Source organism: Bordetella saccharivorans (assembly GCF_045862855.1).
GTDB classification, from domain to species: Bacteria; Pseudomonadota; Gammaproteobacteria; order Burkholderiales; family Burkholderiaceae_B; genus Bordetella_A; species Bordetella_A petrii_F.
Window position 1 is genome coordinate 226,991 of sequence record NZ_BAAFZO010000001.1, and the last position, 16,289, is coordinate 243,279.

The following is a 16,289-nucleotide window of genomic DNA, read 5'->3' on the forward strand; positions in this document are numbered from 1 at the left end:
GACTTCGAATAGCTGGAAAGCCAACAAAGAAGCGAGTGTGGCGCTTCCTGGGGACTTTCGCGGACTTCGACGGAAAGGCTCTCTTTGCTTTGGAAACAGGGGTCGCGAGTTCGAATCCCGCCGCGCCGACCACTCACATCAAGAGGCTTGCATGCTCCGGCATGCAGGCCTTTTTGTTTGGTCGCGAACCCGCGCCGGCGCTCGATCCGCCCCTGCACCGCTCACGCGGCCCCGTTCTCAGCGCAGCTTCCCCACCCGCCCCGGCGGCACGCCGTAGCGCCGGCGAAACGCCGTGGCGAAGTTCTCCGGGCTGGAATAGCCGGCGATCCACGCCGCCTGGGCCACGCTGACCGCCTCGCGCTCCAGCGCCAGCCGGGCGCGCGCCAGGCGGGCGTCGCGCAGATAGGCGAACACGGTCGTGCCCCAGGCCGCGCGGAAATGCCGCTGCAGCGTGTTGACGCTGACGCAGGCATGGCGCGCGATCTGCTCCAGCGTGAAATCGTCGGCCTGGCCGCTGTCGAGCAGGTCGCGCACCTGTTCCATGCGGGCGCGCTCGCGCCGGCCCAGCCCGGCCCCCATGCGCACGGGCGCGCCGCCGCCCAGGCAGGCGAAGGCCTCGACCGCCAGGTCGAACGCGCGCGACTCCTGGTACAGCCGCCACAACGGCGGGTCCAGGTCGGGCGGCGCCAGCATCTGCTCGACCAGCGCGGCCGCCTGCGCCGAAGCCTGCCACGGGCGGACCGCGAGGTGCCGGCCGGCGAACGCCAGGCAGGGATGTTCGCCGTCATCGCCGAAACGGCGCCGCAGCCAGTCCGCGGCGAACGTCAGGCTGACGGTGCGCTCGATGTCGCCGCGCCGCGACTGCCGCGCGAAGGCGGTGGGCTCGGCCACCGCCACCAGCGCGCCGTTGGCGCCGCCGCCGGGCCGCGGCCCCAGCAGCAAACGATGCTTCCCGAAACTGACGTCGGCCTTGCCGCCTATGGTCAGCGCCACCCGCAGGCCCGGCCGCAGGACGGCATGCACGGCCACCCCCTGCAAGTCGCGCGCGTCGACCCGGTGCAGGATCAGGCCATCGGCCAGCGGCACGGTATGGACCAGGCCCTCGAATACCGGCCGCTGCGCCCCGGGCGCGATGACGGCGTACTGCGCCGTGCCGTGGCGCGCCTGCTCGCGCAAGGCCGGCACATACAACTGCGCCGCGCGCCGCGGGGAAGAACCAATGTCGAAGAACGCTGATGTCATGGGATTGAGGATCAGGCAAAGCTTTCTGGCGGCCGGCCAAAGCCGGCCACGCCGCCCGCCTGACATAATGTTGAACGTCAAATGATATTAGAAATCATTACTGATTAAACCATATCGGGCGCGTCGCCGGGCAACCGGGGCGCGCCGCTTATTGCGCACTCGGAGAATCCGGCATGTCCACGCCCCCATACGCGCGCCCTTGCGTCGGCGCCGTCGTCAGCCTCGCCTTGTCCGGCGCCGCCCTGGCCCAGAACGCGGCCCCGGCGCAAGACCCCGCCCAGGTCCAGGAAATGGCGGCCGTGCAGGTGCTGGGCACGGCCGAGGAAGAGATCAAGGAATCGCTGGGGGTCTCGGTCATCACGGCCGACGAAATCGAGCGCCGCCCGCCCACCAATGACCTGTCGGACCTGATCCGCCGCGAGCCGGGGGTCAACCTGACCGGCAACAGCGCCAGCGGGGCGCGCGGCAACAGCCGCCAGATCGATATCCGCGGCATGGGCCCCGAGAACACTCTCATCCTGATCGATGGCAAGCCGGTCAGCTCGCGCAATGCGGTGCGCTATGGCTGGAACGGCGACCGCGACACGCGCGGCGACAGCAACTGGGTGCCGGCCGAGGAAGTGGAGCGCATCGAAGTGATCCGCGGGCCGGCCGCGGCGCGCTACGGCTCGGGCGCCATGGGCGGGGTGGTGAACATCATCACCAAGCAGCCCAGCGACAAGCCGACGGCATCGGCCACGTATTACCTGAACCAGCCGGAAGACAGCGACGAGGGCAATACCAACCGCGTCAACGTGCGCCTGTCCAGCCCGATCAGCGAGACGCTGAGCATGCGGATCTACGGCAACTACAACAAGACCAACCCGGATTCGCGCGACATCAACGCCGGCCACGCGGCAACGTCCGAGAACGGCAACCCCGAGACCTCGGGCCGCGAAGGCGTGATCAACCAGGACCTGAACGCGCTGTTTTCGTGGCGCCCCGACACCCGCAATACGGTCGACCTGGAAATGGGCTTCAGCCGCCAGGGCAACCTGTTCGCCGGCGACACCATGAACAACGCCAACAGCGATTTCTCGGACAGCCTGTACGGCGAAGAAACCAACGCCATGTACCGCGAGAACTTCAGCCTGTCGCACCGCGGCGACTACGACTGGGGCACCTCGCGCGCGTCGCTGTCGTATGACTACACCCGCAACGCGCGCCAGATGGAAGGCCTGGCGGGCGGCCCCGAGGGCGCCCCGGTGGACCAGGGCCGCGACACCGCGCGCCTGAAGAACCTGCGCGCTGCCGGCGAGATCAATGTGCCGTTCCGGCTGGGCTGGCAGCAGGTGGCCACGATCGGCGTGGAATACCTGCGTGAATCGCTCAACGACCCCTCCGCCATGCGCCAGACCTACTCGGGCACCGGCGGCACCATCGGCGACACGGCGGGCAGCGACCGCCCCACCAAGACCAAGCAGAACAGCTACGCGCTGTTCGTGGAAGACAATATCGAGGCGGGCCTGCGCACCACCTTGACGCCGGGCCTGCGCTTCGACCACAACAGCGAGTTCGGCAGCAACTGGAGCCCCAGCCTGAACGCCTCGTACGCGGCCACCGACGCGTTCCGCATCAAGGGCGGCATCGCGCGCGCCTACAAGGCGCCCAACCTGTACCAGTCCAACCCCAACTACCTGCTCTACAGCCGGGGCAACGGCTGCCTGCAATCGGAGACCAATTCGGGCGGCTGCTACCTGGTGGGCAACGAGAACCTGAAACCCGAGATCAGCGTCAACAAGGAAATCGGCTTCGAGTACGACCCCGGCACGTGGCGCACCAGCGCGGCGTACTTCCGCAACGACTACAAGAACAAGATCGTGGCGGATACGGAGTTCATGTACCGGCTGCCCAATGGCGCGCGGGTGCTGCAATGGACCAACAGCGGCAAGGCGGTGGTGGAAGGCCTGGAAGGCAACCTGTTCATTCCGCTGACCCCGGCGCTGGACTGGAACACCAACTTCACCTACATGCTGCAGTCGAAGAACAAGGACACCGGCGAGCCGCTCAGCGTGATCCCGGAATACACCATCAACAGCACGCTGGACTGGTACTACACCTCGCAATGGTCGTTCCAGGCCAACCTGACCTACTATGGCAAGCAGAAGGGCCCGAAGACCAACCTGCGCACGGGCGAAAACCTGGAGGACAGCGGCTTGCAGACCATCAGCCCGTACGCCCTGGTGGGCTTGAGCGTGGGCTACGTGCCCAACAAGAACCTGCGGTTCCGCGTCGGCGTCAGCAACCTGTTCGACAAGCAGCTGTACCGCGAAGGCAATGCCTCGTCGGCTGGCGCCGCCACGTATAACGAACCGGGCCGCGCCTATTACGCCACCGTGACGGTGACCTACTGATGCGGCGCAATAGCCATCGCCGGCGCTGCGCCGTGGCGGCGCTGTGCGGCGCGCTGCTTGGCGGCGCGCCGGCCGCGTCGCAGCCGGTGCTGGACGATGGCATGACGCCGGCCCAGGCGCGCGCCCGCCTGGGGCTGCTGGGCCTGGCGCAGCAGCATGTGCTGCCGCGCGGCGACGGCCAGCGCGCGGCGCGGGTGCACATCATCGTGCCGCCTGGCCCCGCGCCCGCCAGCGGCTGGCCGGTGCTGTACCTGCTGGACGGCAATGCCACCCTGCAGGCGCTGGCCACGGCCGGCCGCGCGCCGCGGGCGGTGCTGGTGGGCATAGGCTATGACGTCGACGCGCGCCTGGATGTGAACGCGCGCGCCTGGGACTACACGCCCCGGCTGCCCGGCGCTTCCACGCAGGGCAGCCCGGACCCGCGCCAGCCTGGCCGCCGCAACGGCGGCGCCGATGCCTGGCTGGAGCTGATCGAGCAGTGCGTCAAGCCGCTGGCGCGGGCGGCCGTCCGCCTCGACGAGACGCGCCAGACCCTGTACGGCCATTCATATGGCGGCCTGTTCGTGCTGCACGCGCTGCGGACCGACCCCCAGGCCTTCCAGCGCTATGTGGCGGCCAGTCCGTCGCTGTGGTGGCATGCGCCCTACATGACGGAACGCCTGCGCACACTGGACGCCGCCGGCTGCTGCGGCGCCGCGCCGCGCCAGCTGTACCTGTGGGTCGGCGAAGAAGAGCGCTCGCGGGCCGAGCGCGCGACGTCCCGCCCCGCCGGCGCCACCGCCAATGCCCGCGCCCTGGCGGCCGAACTGGCCGACAAGCCGGGGCTGGCGGTGCATTACCGTTCCTTCCCCGGCCTGGGCCATGGCGCCATGCTCGGCGCATCGGCCCGCGAAGCGGCCCGCATCGCCGCCCTCCCCTGAGCCACCTGGAGCGGGCGGCGGGGAGCAGGCGTCCTGGCGTGCATGAGATGCCAGACGCCCGGGGCGGCATGAGGTGTCTGACACCCCAGGAGACACCCACGGCATGCCGCCGCCGCGGCCGGGTGTCAGACACCTTCGGAGCGAGGCACCTTCCAACGCGGCATGAGGTGTCTGACACCCCAAGAGACGCCTGCAGCATGCCGCCGCCGCGGCCGGGGTGTCAGACACCTTCGGAGCGAAACACCTTCCAACGCGGCATGAGGTGTCTGACACCCCAAGAGACGCCCGCGGCATGCCGCCGCCGCGGCCGGGGTGTCAGACACCTTCGGAGCGAAACACCTTCCAACGCGGCATGAGGTGTCTGACACCCCAGGAGACGCCCACGGCATGCCGCCGCCGCGGCCGGGTGTCAGACACCTTCGAAGCGAGGCACCTTCCAAGGCAGCAAGAGGTGTCTGACACCCCAGGAGACGCCCACGGCATGCCGCCGCCGCGGCCGGGTGTCAGACACCTTCGGAGCGAGACACCTTCCAACGCGGCATGAGGTGTCTGACACCCCAGGAGACGCCCGCGGCATGCCGCCGCCGCGGCCGGGGTGTCAGACACCTTCGGAGCGAGACACCTTCCAGGCCTTCGGCGCGGCGCATCGGCTGCCGACGCAAAAAGGGCCCGGCTCCCCTGCGGGAGCCAGGCCCCTTGGACCACCGGCCCGATGGTTCAGCCGAAACGACCGGTGATGTAGTCTTCGGTTTCCTTGCGGGCCGGCTTGACGAAGATCTGGTCGGTCTCGCCGAATTCCATGAGCTCGCCCAGGTACATATAGGCGGTGTAGTCCGAGCAGCGCGCCGCCTGCTGCATGTTGTGGGTCACGATGACCACCGTGTAGTCGTTCTTCAGTTCGGCGATCAGCTCTTCGATCTTGGCGGTGGAAATCGGGTCCAGCGCCGAGCACGGTTCGTCCAGCAACAGCACTTCGGGCTTGATGGCCACGCCGCGGGCAATGCACAGGCGCTGCTGCTGCCCGCCCGACAGGCTGTTGCCGCTCTGGTGCAGCTTGTCCTTGACTTCGTTCCACAGCGCCGCCTTGGACAGCGCCCATTCGACACGCTCGTCCATCTCGCCCTTGGACATGCGCTCGAACAGGCGCACGCCGAAGGCGATGTTGTCGTAGATGCTCATGGGAAACGGCGTCGGCTTCTGGAATACCATGCCGACCTTGGCGCGGATCAGCGAAATGTCGGTCTTGGAAGTCAGCAGGTTTTCGCCGTCGAGCACGATCTCGCCCTCGGCGCGCTGGCCCGGGTACAGCTCGAACATGCGGTTGAAAGTGCGCAGCAGCGTCGACTTGCCGCAGCCCGAGGGGCCGATGAAAGCCGTGACCTTGTTCTCGCGGATCGACATGTTCACGTTGCGGATCGCATGGAACTTGCCATAGTAGAAGTTCAAGTTCTTGACTTCGATCTTGGCTTTGGCGGAGGCGGTGTTTTCCATAAGTCTTCCTGAAGCCGGCGCGGCGCGCCGGCGTGGCGATCACGATTTGCGGAACAGGTTGCGAGCCAGGATATTGATGCCCAGCACCAGCAGGGTGATCAGGGTGGCGCCGGCCCAGGCCAGGTCGTTCCAGTCCTGGAAGGGGCTGGCGGCGTACTGGTAGATGACCACCGGCAGGTTGGCCATGGGCTGGTTCATGTTCAGCGACATGAACTGGTTGGACAGCGCGGTGAACAAGAGCGGCGCGGTCTCGCCCGAGATGCGGGCGATGGCCAGCAGGATGCCGGTGATGATGCCGGTCTTGGCGGCGCGATAGCACACCATGGTGATCATGCGCCACTTGGGGCAGCCCAGCGCCGCCGTGGCCTCGCGCAGGCTGTTGGGCACCAGCATCAGCATGTTGTCGGTGGTGCGCACCACCACCGGGATCACCAGGATCGACAGCGCCACGGCGCCGGCCCAGCCCGAATAGTGGCCGACCTGCGCCACGTACACGGCGTAGATAAACAGGCCGATGATGATCGACGGCGCCGACAGCAGCACGTCGTTGAGGAACCGGGTGGCAGGCGCCAGCCAGCCGCGCTGGCCGTATTCGGCCAGGTAGGTGCCGGCCAGGATGCCGACCGGCGTGCCGATCAGCGTGCCCACGCCGGCCATCAGCAAGCTGCCGGCGATGGCGTTGATCAGGCCGCCCTGTTGCCCGGGCGGCGGCGTGATCTCGGTGAACAGCGTCAGCGACAGCGCGGGCGCGCCCTTGAACAGCAGCGTCAAGATGATCCAGAACAGCCAGAACAGCCCGAACAGCAGCGTGGCCAGCGAGATGGTCAACATGACCTTGTTGACCATGTGGCGCCGGCGGTAGATGCCGTTCTTCATGTTGAGTACGGATTCAGCCATATTTTTTTCCCGGTGCGTGCTCAGGTCTTCTTGCCTTCCGCCGCCGACAGGCGCAGCAGCAGGACCTTGGAGAGCGCCAGCACCACAGTGGTGATCAGGAACAGGATCAGGCCCAGTTCCAGCAGCGCGGATTTCTGCAGGCCGCCGGCTTCGTTGAATTCATTGGCCAGCGCCGAGGCGATGGAGTTGCCGGGCGAGAACAGGGAATCGGGCGAGCGGAAGGCGTTGCCGATGACGAACGTGACCGCCATGGTCTCGCCCAGCGCGCGGCCCAGGCCGAGCATGATGCCGCCGATGACGCCCGACTTGGTGTACGGCAGCACCACGCGCCACATCACTTCCCAGGTAGTGCTGCCCAGGCCGTAGGCCGATTCCTTCAGCATGGGCGGGACCAGTTCGAACACGTCGCGCATCACGGCGGCGATGAACGGGATGATCATGATGGACAGGATCAGGCCGGCCGTGAAAATACCGATGCCGAATGGCGGGCCGGCGAAGAAGCCGCCGACGACCGGCAGGCCGCCCAGCGCGGCGATCAGGCCCGGCTGCACATACTGCTGGAAGATCGGCACGAAGATGAACAGGCCCCACATGCCGTAGATGATGGACGGGATGGCGGCCAGCATCTCGATGGCAGTGCCCAGCGGGCGCCGCAGCCAGGAGGGCGACAGCTCGGTCAGGAAGATGGCGATGCCGAACGAGACCGGGACCGCGATGATCAGCGCAATCGCCGAGGTGAGCAGCGTGCCGATGATGGGCACCACCGCCCCGTAGTTCTGCTGGACCGGATCCCAATCGTTCAGCCACAGGAACGACAGGCCGTACTTGGCCAGGGACTCGCGGCTGCCGTAGATCAGCGAGACCATGATCGCCGCCAGCAGGATGAACACCAGGAAGGCGAACAGGCGGGTCAGGTTCTTGAACAGCGCATCCATTAGCGCGTTGTTGTTTGGCTTCATAGGCGGGGGCGTGCCGGTGGTGACGGAGTCCGTCCCGCGGGACGGTAGCGACACGCTATTATCCAATACCGCGCTCATGGATGGGCTTTCCTTGGTTACGCTGCGGGGGTGCGTGCAGGGGGACACAGCTTGGCGCGCGGGCCTGCCGGCCCGCGCGCCGTGTTACTGCAGGCCCGGAGTTACTTCCAGACCGCCTTGCCGTCGGCGCTCTTGATCTCGCCCCAGGCGGCGCGGATCTCGTCCGTGACGTTGTCGGGCAGCGGCACGTAGTCCAGCTCGGCGGCGGCCTTGTCGCCGTTCTTGAAGGCCCAGTCGAAGAACTCGAGCACGGCGCGGCCTTGCTCGGGCTTGTCCTGCACCTTGTGCACCAGGATGAAGGTGGCGGCGGTCACGGGCCACGACTCGGCGCCGGGCTCGTTGGTCAGCACCACGCCCATGCCGGGCGCGCTCTTCCAGTCGGCGTTGGCGGCCGCGGCGGCGAAGGCCGACTGCTCGGGCTGCACGAACTTGCCGTCCTTGTTCTGCAGCTGGGTCCAGGCCAGCTTGTTCTGCTTGGCGTAGGCGTATTCGACGTAGCCGATCGAGTTCTTCAGCTGGCCCACGTACGCGGCCACGCCTTCGTTACCCTTGCCGCCCTGGCCGGTGGGCCACTTCACGGCCTTGCCCTCGCCCACTTTCTCTTTCCACTCGGGCGACACTTTCGACAGGTAGTTGGTCCAGCCGAAGGTCGTGCCCGAGCCATCCGAACGGTGCACCACCACGATGTCGGTCGAGGGCAGCTTCAGGTCGGGGTTCAGCGCCTTGATGGCCGCGTCGTCCCACTTCTTGACCTTGCCCAGGAAGATGTCGGCCAGCACCGGGCCCGACAGCTTCAGCTGGCCGGGCTGGACGCCGTCGATGTTGACCACCGGCACCGTGCCGCCGATCACGGCCGGGAACTGCAGCAGGCCGCTCTTTTCGAGGTCGTCGGCCTTGAGGGGATCGTCCGAGGCGCCGAAGTCGACCGTCTTGGCCTTGATCTGCTGCTGGCCGCCGCCCGAGCCGATCGACTGGTAGTTGACGGCATTGTCGGTCGCGGCCTTGTAGTCGGAGGCCCACTTGGCATACACCGGGTACGGGAACGACGCGCCGGCGCCGGTGATGTTGGCGGCCTGCACGGCGAAAACGGCGCCGCTCAGGGCGACGCCGATGGTGATTTGCTTGAAGACACGGTTGAACATTAGGGTTCCTTCTGTGCTCGTTGAGGGAGTCGCGGCGGGCTGACTGCGCCCGTCTCATCAATCGACGGGTCAAATGTTAAAAGCGCAACATGACAAGACCGTGACAGTCACATACGTGACATCCACGCCGGCCGCCGGGGCCTACTTGTCCAGCCGCTCCATGAGGAAATCGTGCAGGTTGAAGGCCGGGCGGCGGTTGCGCACCCGGACATACGAGCCGTCGGCCTGCTGCTGCCAGGCAAGCTGGTTGTCGCGCAGCGCGAAGGTGAACGATTCGTCGATGACCCGCTTCCTGAGCGCCTTGTCGTACACCGGGAAGGCGACCTCGACGCGCCGGAAGAAATTGCGGTCCATCCAGTCGGCCGAGGACAGGTAGACGGTTTCCTCGCCGTCCGCATAGAAATAAAACACCCGCGAGTGCTCCAGGAAGCGCCCGACGATGGAACGCACCCGGATGTTGTCAGACAACCCGGGCACCCCGGCGCGCAGGGCGCACACGCCGCGCACCACCAGGTCGATCTTCACGCCGGCCTGGCTCGCCTTGTACAGCTCGGCGATGATCTGCTCCTCGAGCAGCGAGTTCATCTTGGCCATGATGCGGGCCCGCCGGCCGGCCTTGGCGGCCCGGATTTCGGCCCGGATCAGCGCCATCATGGATTCATGCAGGGTGAACGGCGACTGCAGCAGGGACTTCAGCGTGCGCCGGGCCCCCAGGCCGGTAAGCTGGGTGAACACCTTGTCCATGTCTTCGCACAGCCGCGGGTCGGCCGTCAACAGGCCAAAGTCGGTGTACAGCCGGGCGGTGCGCGGGTGGTAGTTGCCGGTGCCCAGGTGGGCATAGCGGCGCAGGCGGCCTTTTTCGCGGCGCAGCACCAGCGCCATCTTGGCATGGGTCTTGTGCGCCACCACCCCGTAGACCACATGCGCCCCCACCTCCTCGAGGCGGGCGGCCCAGTTGATATTAGTCTGCTCGTCGAAGCGGGCCATCAGCTCCACCACCACGGTCACTTCCTTGCCCGCCCGCGCCGCCGCCAGCAGGATCTGCATCAGCTCGGAGTCTTCCCCGGTGCGGTAGATGGTCTGCTTGATGGCCATCACGTCCGGATCCAGCGCGGCGGCCGTGAGGAAATCGATGACCGGCTGGAACGACTGGTATGGATGGTGCAGCAGGCGGTCGGCCTCGGCGACGGCGGCAAACAGTTCCGCCGGCTTGTCGGCCACGCGGTCGAACGGGGCCGGCACGCTCGCATGGTGCGCCGGGAACAGCAGGTCGGGTCGGGTGCCGGTGTTGCACAGCTGCATCAGCCGCGACAGGTTCACCGGCCCGTTGACGCGGTACGTATCCTCGGCCGTCAGCGAGAATTCCCGCTGCAGATAGGCCTCCAGGTCGGGCGGCGTCAGGCGGTCGATCTCCAGCCGGACGGCGGCGCCGAAGTTGCGCTGCGACAATTCCCCCTGCAAGGCGTGGCGCAGGTTGGTGACCTCTTCCTCGTCGACGAACAAGTCGCTGTTGCGGGTGACGCGCCACTGGTAGCAGCCCAGCATTTCCAGGCCGGGGAACAGCTCGCCCACGAAGGCGCGCATCAGGGAAGTCAGCAGCACGTAGCCATCGGGCTGGCCCGACACCTCGGGCGGCATCTTGATCAACCGCGGCAGTGCCCGGGGCGCCTGGACCACGGCGATCGACGCCTGGCGGCCGAAAGCGTCGGCGCCCGAGAGCGCCACGATGAAATTCAGGCTCTTGTTGTAGACACGCGGGAACGGGTGCGCCGGGTCGAGCCCGATCGGCGTCAGCAGCGGCATGACGTCGCGATTGAAGACATTGCGCGCCCACTCCTGCTGCTCGGCGTTCCATTCCGATGCATGGTGCAGCGCAATACCCTCGGCGTCCAGGCGCGGCAGGATCGCGTCGTTCAGCAGGGTGTATTGCCGATCCACCAGCGTGTGCACCGCCTGCTGCACCCGCTCGAACGCCTCGGCCGGCGTCAGGCCGTCCGGGCCGGTCATGGCCGGGTTCTGGCGCTGCTGCTCTTTCAGGCTGGAAATGCGGATTTCGAAGAATTCGTCCAGGTTGGAACTGACGATGCAGACATAGCGCAGGCGCTCGAGCAGCGGCACCTGGGGGTTTTCCGCCATGGCCAGGACCCGTTCGTTGAATTTCAACAGCGACAGCTCGCGATTCAGAAACGGGGGCTCAGCGGCCTGACGAGTCGACATACCGGGTTTCCAATCTAGGGGTTGCGGGGGGCAAGGCACTGGTTTTACTGCAGTTATGTGACGGTTCCATGACATGGCGGCACGACCTGCTAGCGTACGCCAAAAAGGGACGCTTTACCCCGGGGCAAGGCGCTGTCATATCGGTTCTCTATAATCGCGGCACTGACAGCCTCACCGACACGTCGCATGGATCACCTTCTGGCCGCCGTAGACCTCGGCTCCAACAGCTTTCGCCTCTCGATCGGGCGAGTCGTCCAGCAGGAAGGGGGGCCGCAGATCTACCAGATCGACCGCCTGAAGGAAACGGTGCGCCTGGCCGCCGGCCTGGACCACGACAAGCGGCTGGACGAGCCGGCCGTGGCGCGGGCGGTCGCGGTGCTGGAGCGCTTCGGCGAACGCCTGCGCAGCTTCCACCCCAGCCGGGTGCGGGCGGTGGCCACCAATACGTTCCGGGTGGCCCGCAACACGCCCGAGTTCCTGCCCCGCGCCGAAGCGGCCCTGGGTTTTCCCATCGAAGTCATCGCCGGGCGCGAAGAAGCCCGGCTGATTTTTTCCGGGGTCGTCCATACCCTGCCCCTGTCGGCCAACAAGCGGCTGGTCATCGATATCGGCGGCGGCTCGACCGAAGTCATCATCGGCAAGGGGTTCGAGCCCGGACTGATGTCGTCGCTCTACATGGGCTGCGTCAGCTACAGCCGGCAGTTCTTCCCCGACGGGGCGGTCGATGCCCACCAGATGAAGCAGGCCGAACTGGCGGCGCGGCGCGAAATCGAGGTGATCGCCAAGCAGTATCGCAAGACGGGCTGGAAGGAAGCCTATGGCTCCTCCGGCACGGCCAAGGCGCTGTACGCCATCCTGACCGAATGCGGCTTCTCCGACCGCGGCATCACCCGCGCCGGCCTGAACCGCCTGAAAGACCGCATCATCCGTTCCGGCCGGGTGGTCCCGCAGGAACTGCCGGGCATCAAGCTCGAGCGCGCCGACGTGCTGCCGGGCGGCCTGGCCATCATGAGCGCCCTGTTCGACGAGCTGGGCATCGACGTCATGCACACCGGCGACGGCGCCCTGCGGCTGGGGGTGCTGTACGACCTGCTGGGCCGCGACGCGGCCCACGACAAGCGCGACGAATCGGTGCAGCAGTTCATGAAGCGCTACCACATCGATGCCAGCCAGGCACAGCGGGTGCGCCAGGCCGCGCTGTCGTTCTTCGACTCGATCTACGACGCCGACGACCGCCGCGCGGAACTGCGCCTGGCGCTGGGATGGGCCGCCGACCTGCACGAGGTGGGCCTGTCGATCGCCCACAACGCGTACCACAAGCACACCGCCTATGTGCTGGGCAATGCCGACATGCCGGGGTTCTCGCGGGCCGACCAGCAATTGCTGGCGCTGCTGGCGCTGGGCCACCAGGGCAAGCTGGGCAAGCTGGAGCCGCTGGTGCGCGAACGCAGCCAGTGGGTGGCCATCCTGTGCCTGCGCCTGGCGGTGTTGCTGCTGCGCCGCCGCGCCGACATCGCGCAACTGCCCCTGACCGTGTCGGTCAAGGGCGAATCCATCGTCGTGAAGGTGGACCGGGCCTGGCTCGCCAAGCATCCGCTCAGCGACTTCACGCTGCGTACCGAGGAATCAGAATGGCGAAAAGTCGGTTTCTCGTTCGAGCTGCTTGAGTTCTAGCCGCAACGGCCGGGTCGCCCGGCAAATGAGCCGGATGCGCAGTCTCCTGAGCAGCCGGCGCATGATCAGCGCACCTCGTGGGGCGCGGCGTCCAGCCCGAAATGGCGCCGGTAGCGCTCGTCCATGCGGGTCATGTCGAGCAGCACCGGGAAATCCGCCGCGTTGAAATCCGGGTCCCAGGCGGGCTCGCCGCAGATGCGGGCGCCCAGCTTCAGGTAGCCCTTGATGAGCGGCGGCACGCGCGCGGGCAGCGTGCTGTTCAGGCGCTCCACGGGATAGCGGTGCAGCGGCTCGACCCGCGGCAGGCTGTCGTCCTTGAGATGGCCGGCCACGTTGCGCCACACCTCGGCGGCGGTCACGCCGTCATCGCGCAGGCTGACGCTGGCGCAGCCCAGCATGTAGCGGTAGCCGCCGCGGCGCATGAATTCGGCCAGGCCGGACCACAGCAGCATGATGGCGGCGCCGCTGCGGTGGTCGACGTGCGTGCAGGAGCGCCCCACTTCCACCAGTTGGCTGCGCAGCGGCTCGAGGCCGGACAGGTCGAACTCCGATTCGGAATAGTAGCTGCCCGCCTCGCGGGCCTTCTCGGGCGTCAGGATCCGATAAGTCCCCACGACACGGCCGGTATCGAGCTCGCGAACCATCAGATGCTCGCACCATTGGTCGAAACGGTCCTGTTCGATGCCGTCATGCGCATCGGGGAAAACCGCGCCCATGTCTTCGGTGAAGACGTCGTACCGCAGCCGTTGAATTCGCTCGACCTCGTCGGCCGTGCGCGCCAACCCTACGACGAGGATGCGCGCGGGGGCGTCCTCCCAGGGTTCGGCGGCGTTACGCCGCGCATCGATGCGTGCTAATTCGAGCATTGCGCAGGACTCCTAGAAGTGTCCGGACAGTGTGGAGGCCCGATATGTCAGGCTTCTGACAAAGATGTGACATGACTATGAAGTTTACGCCGAAGCCAGTTTACTTCCAGTTGATTCAAAATGATTCGAAATACGTCAACAGTGGCGCCATGCCCGGCACAAAAAAGCCGGACCCGCGAACGGACCCGGCCCTGTTTCCAGGCGACCGCCCTCAGGCCAAGCTGGCCGCCAGTTTCTCGGCGCATGTGGTCGCGAGGCCCGCGTCCTCGGCCTCGACCATCAGGCGCAGCTTGGGCTCGGTGCCGGACGCGCGGATCAGCACCCGCCCCCGCCCGGCCAGCTCGGCTTCGACGCCGCGCCGGGCCTCGGCCAGCCCTGCGTGGGTCTTCCAGTCGGTGCCCGGCTGCAGCGGCACGTTGATCATTTTCTGGGGATACATCTGCAGGTCGCCCAGCCATTCGGCCAGGGTCTGCTTGCTGCGGCACAGGGCAGTCAGGACCTGCAGGGCGGCAATGATGCCGTCGCCCGTGGTGTGGCGGTCCAGGCAGATCAGGTGGCCCGAGCTCTCGCCGCCGTACAGCCAGCCGCGCGCCTGCATCTGCTCCATGACGTAGCGGTCGCCCACGTTGGCGCGCTCGAAGCCGATGCCCAGCCGCTGCATCTGCAATTCGAAGCCGTAGTTGGTCATCAGCGTGCCCACCACCCCGGCCACCGGGCCATGCACCATGCGTTCGCGCACGATGGCATACAGCAGCTCGTCGCCGTTGAAGATGCGGCCCGCGCCGTCGACCATCTGCAGGCGGTCGGCATCGCCATCGAGGGCAATGCCCAGGTGCGCGCCGTGCTCGCGCACTGCCTTGGCCAGCGGTTCGGGATGCAGCGCGCCGACGCCTTCGTTGATGTTCAGGCCATTGGGCGAAACGCCGATGGCATGGACCTCGGCGCCCAGCTCGCGGAACACATGCGGGGCGATGTTGTAGGCCGCGCCGTGGGCGGCATCGACGACGATCTTGACGCCGTTGAGGTCCAGGTCGTTGGGGAAGGTGCTCTTGCAGAATTCGATGTAGCGGCCCTGCGAGTCCGGCATGCGGCGCGCCCGGCCCAGCTTTTCCGAGGCCACGCAGCCCAGCGGCTCGTCGAGGGCGGCCTCGATCTCGGCTTCGGTATCGTCGGGCAGCTTCATGCCCTGGGCCGAGAAGAACTTGATGCCGTTGTCCTGGTACGGATTGTGCGACGCGCTGATGACGATGCCCGCCACCTGGCGCAGCGCGCGCGTCAGGTACGCCACCGCCGGCGTGGGCACGGGCCCTGCCAGCTGCACGTCGATGCCCGCGGCCGACAGGCCGGCCTCGAGCGCGGATTCGAGCATGTAGCCGGAGGTGCGGGTGTCCTTGCCGATGATCACCTGGGGCCGGCTGCCGCCGCGGCCGGCGTGGTGGCGGGCCAGCACGCGGCCCGCCGCGTAGCCCAGGCGCAGCGCGAAGCCGGCATTGATGACTTCGCCGCCGACTTCGCCTCGCACGCCGTCGGTTCCGAAATATTTGCGTTGACTCATGGACGTATGGCTCCTTGTTCGGCCGCTTGCCAGACTTTCAGTGCATCGACGGTGGCGGCCACGTCGTGCACGCGCACGATCGAGGCGCCACGCGCCACGCAGGCCAATGCGCCGGCGATGCTGCCGGCCAGGCGGTCAGCCACCGGCTTGCCGGTAGCGTCGCCGATCATGGTCTTGCGTGAGAGTCCGGTCAGTAGCGGATAGCTGGATACACGCAGGCTGGAGAGCCGGCGCAACAATTGATAGTTGTGGTCGGCGGTCTTGCCGAAACCGAAACCGGGATCGAGCACGATGCGGCGTGGATCCACCCAGGCGGCGCGCAGGCGCTGCGCCCGGGCGCCCAGGAAGACGCCGATCTCGCCCAGCAGGTCGCTGTATTCCGGCGCCTGCTGCATGGTGCCCGGCTCGCCCTTCATGTGCATCACGCACAACCCGCAGCGCGATTGCGCCACGGCCTCGATGGCGCCGGGCTGCCGGAAGCCGTAGATGTCGTTGATCATGTCGGCGCCGGCGTCGAGCACGGCGCGCATCACATCGGGCTTGAAGGTGTCGACCGACAGCGGCACGCCGCAGTCGCGCAGGGCCTCGATCACCGGCAGCAGCCGGGCCAGCTCGTCCGGCGCCGCTACCGGCGTGGCGCCCGGCCGCGTGGATTCGCCGCCCAGGTCGAGGATGTGCGCGCCCTCGTCGATCAAGCGGCGCGCGTGCCGCACGGCGGAATCGGTATCGTCGTGCTGCCCGCCGTCGGAGAACGAGTCGGGCGTGATATTGACGATGCCCATCACCAACGGGCGCTCAAGATCGAACTCGAAGCGCCCGCACAGGAAGGTATTGGCCATAGACCGAGCCGGTGTG

12 protein-coding genes are annotated in these 16,289 nt (G+C 67.2%); 3 read left to right on the plus strand and 9 right to left on the minus strand.

Annotated features, from left to right (window positions below):
* Positions 1-237: 237 nt before the first annotated feature.
* Entirely contained in the window at positions 238-1,242 is a 1,005-nt protein-coding gene (locus ACKTT0_RS01105) for a helix-turn-helix transcriptional regulator (protein ID WP_407847414.1), read from the minus strand.
* Positions 1,243-1,415: 173 nt separating this feature from the next.
* Here ACKTT0_RS01105 and ACKTT0_RS01110 point away from each other — a divergent pair, with 173 nt between their 5' ends.
* A complete protein-coding gene (locus ACKTT0_RS01110) occupies positions 1,416-3,635 on the plus strand; it encodes a TonB-dependent siderophore receptor (protein ID WP_407847415.1) in 2,220 nt (739 codons plus the stop codon).
* Positions 3,635-4,555 carry an alpha/beta hydrolase gene (locus ACKTT0_RS01115; RefSeq protein WP_407847417.1) on the plus strand — a complete coding sequence of 307 codons (921 nt, stop codon included), beginning with the start codon at positions 3,635-3,637 and terminating at the stop codon, positions 4,553-4,555. Before ACKTT0_RS01110 ends, ACKTT0_RS01115 begins: the two co-directional genes overlap by 1 nt.
* A 717-nt stretch (positions 4,556-5,272) precedes the next feature.
* On the opposite strand, the gene pstB is transcribed toward ACKTT0_RS01115, so the two are convergent.
* From pstB to ppk1, 5 genes are all read right to left on the minus strand, one after another.
* Positions 5,273-6,046 carry a phosphate ABC transporter ATP-binding protein PstB gene (pstB, locus tag ACKTT0_RS01120; RefSeq protein WP_407847419.1) on the minus strand — a complete coding sequence of 258 codons (774 nt, stop codon included), beginning with the start codon at positions 6,044-6,046 and terminating at the stop codon, positions 5,273-5,275.
* Positions 6,047-6,085: 39 nt separating this feature from the next.
* The gene (gene pstA, locus ACKTT0_RS01125; protein WP_407847420.1) at positions 6,086-6,943 is read right to left on the minus strand and encodes a phosphate ABC transporter permease PstA; all 858 of its coding nucleotides are present in this window, start codon (positions 6,941-6,943) and stop codon (positions 6,086-6,088) included.
* A 20-nt stretch (positions 6,944-6,963) separates the two neighbouring features.
* Positions 6,964-7,980 carry a phosphate ABC transporter permease subunit PstC gene (gene pstC / locus ACKTT0_RS01130; protein WP_407847422.1) on the minus strand — a complete coding sequence of 339 codons (1,017 nt, stop codon included), beginning with the start codon at positions 7,978-7,980 and terminating at the stop codon, positions 6,964-6,966.
* Between the two features lie 101 nt (positions 7,981-8,081).
* Positions 8,082-9,122, minus strand: a complete 1,041-nt coding sequence (gene pstS / locus ACKTT0_RS01135) for a phosphate ABC transporter substrate-binding protein PstS (protein ID WP_407847423.1) — start codon at positions 9,120-9,122, stop codon at positions 8,082-8,084.
* Between the two features lie 141 nt (positions 9,123-9,263).
* A complete protein-coding gene (gene ppk1, locus ACKTT0_RS01140) occupies positions 9,264-11,339 on the minus strand; it encodes a polyphosphate kinase 1 (protein ID WP_407847425.1) in 2,076 nt (691 codons plus the stop codon).
* A 186-nt stretch (positions 11,340-11,525) separates the two neighbouring features.
* On the opposite strand from ppk1, the gene ppx reads away from it, so the two are divergent.
* On the plus strand, positions 11,526-13,013 hold the full coding sequence (gene ppx, locus ACKTT0_RS01145; RefSeq protein ID WP_407847427.1) for an exopolyphosphatase: 1,488 nt from the start codon (positions 11,526-11,528) through the stop codon (positions 13,011-13,013).
* Between the two features lie 65 nt (positions 13,014-13,078).
* Here the strand turns inward: ppx and ACKTT0_RS01150 are convergent, their stop codons facing one another.
* The 3 genes from ACKTT0_RS01150 to folP all read right to left on the minus strand — a co-directional run bounded on the left by ACKTT0_RS01150 (position 13,079) and on the right by folP (position 16,273).
* A complete protein-coding gene (locus ACKTT0_RS01150; RefSeq protein ID WP_407847428.1) occupies positions 13,079-13,879 on the minus strand; it encodes a GNAT family N-acetyltransferase in 801 nt (266 codons plus the stop codon).
* A 211-nt stretch (positions 13,880-14,090) separates the two neighbouring features.
* Complete coding sequence (glmM, locus tag ACKTT0_RS01155; RefSeq protein ID WP_407847430.1) at positions 14,091-15,434, minus strand: phosphoglucosamine mutase; 1,344 nt, start codon at positions 15,432-15,434, stop codon at positions 14,091-14,093.
* Positions 15,431-16,273 carry a dihydropteroate synthase gene (gene folP / locus ACKTT0_RS01160; protein WP_407847432.1) on the minus strand — a complete coding sequence of 281 codons (843 nt, stop codon included), beginning with the start codon at positions 16,271-16,273 and terminating at the stop codon, positions 15,431-15,433. Before folP ends, glmM begins: the two co-directional genes overlap by 4 nt.
* Positions 16,274-16,289: the final 16 nt, after the last annotated feature.

What these genes read in the sequence shown, in the direction of transcription:
- ACKTT0_RS01105 (WP_407847414.1), bottom strand. Translation starts at nt 1,242, where the DNA reads ATGACATCAGCGTTCTTCGACATTGGTTCTTCCCCGCGGCGCGCGGCG.
- ACKTT0_RS01110 (WP_407847415.1), top strand. Translation starts at nt 1,416, where the DNA reads ATGTCCACGCCCCCATACGCGCGCCCTTGCGTCGGCGCCGTCGTCAGC.
- ACKTT0_RS01115 (WP_407847417.1), top strand. Translation starts at nt 3,635, where the DNA reads ATGCGGCGCAATAGCCATCGCCGGCGCTGCGCCGTGGCGGCGCTGTGC.
- pstB (WP_407847419.1), bottom strand. Translation starts at nt 6,046, where the DNA reads ATGGAAAACACCGCCTCCGCCAAAGCCAAGATCGAAGTCAAGAACTTG.
- pstA (WP_407847420.1), bottom strand. Translation starts at nt 6,943, where the DNA reads ATGGCTGAATCCGTACTCAACATGAAGAACGGCATCTACCGCCGGCGC.
- pstC (WP_407847422.1), bottom strand. Translation starts at nt 7,980, where the DNA reads ATGAGCGCGGTATTGGATAATAGCGTGTCGCTACCGTCCCGCGGGACG.
- pstS (WP_407847423.1), bottom strand. Translation starts at nt 9,122, where the DNA reads ATGTTCAACCGTGTCTTCAAGCAAATCACCATCGGCGTCGCCCTGAGC.
- ppk1 (WP_407847425.1), bottom strand. Translation starts at nt 11,339, where the DNA reads ATGTCGACTCGTCAGGCCGCTGAGCCCCCGTTTCTGAATCGCGAGCTG.
- ppx (WP_407847427.1), top strand. Translation starts at nt 11,526, where the DNA reads ATGGATCACCTTCTGGCCGCCGTAGACCTCGGCTCCAACAGCTTTCGC.
- ACKTT0_RS01150 (WP_407847428.1), bottom strand. Translation starts at nt 13,879, where the DNA reads ATGCTCGAATTAGCACGCATCGATGCGCGGCGTAACGCCGCCGAACCC.
- glmM (WP_407847430.1), bottom strand. Translation starts at nt 15,434, where the DNA reads ATGAGTCAACGCAAATATTTCGGAACCGACGGCGTGCGAGGCGAAGTC.
- folP (WP_407847432.1), bottom strand. Translation starts at nt 16,273, where the DNA reads ATGGCCAATACCTTCCTGTGCGGGCGCTTCGAGTTCGATCTTGAGCGC.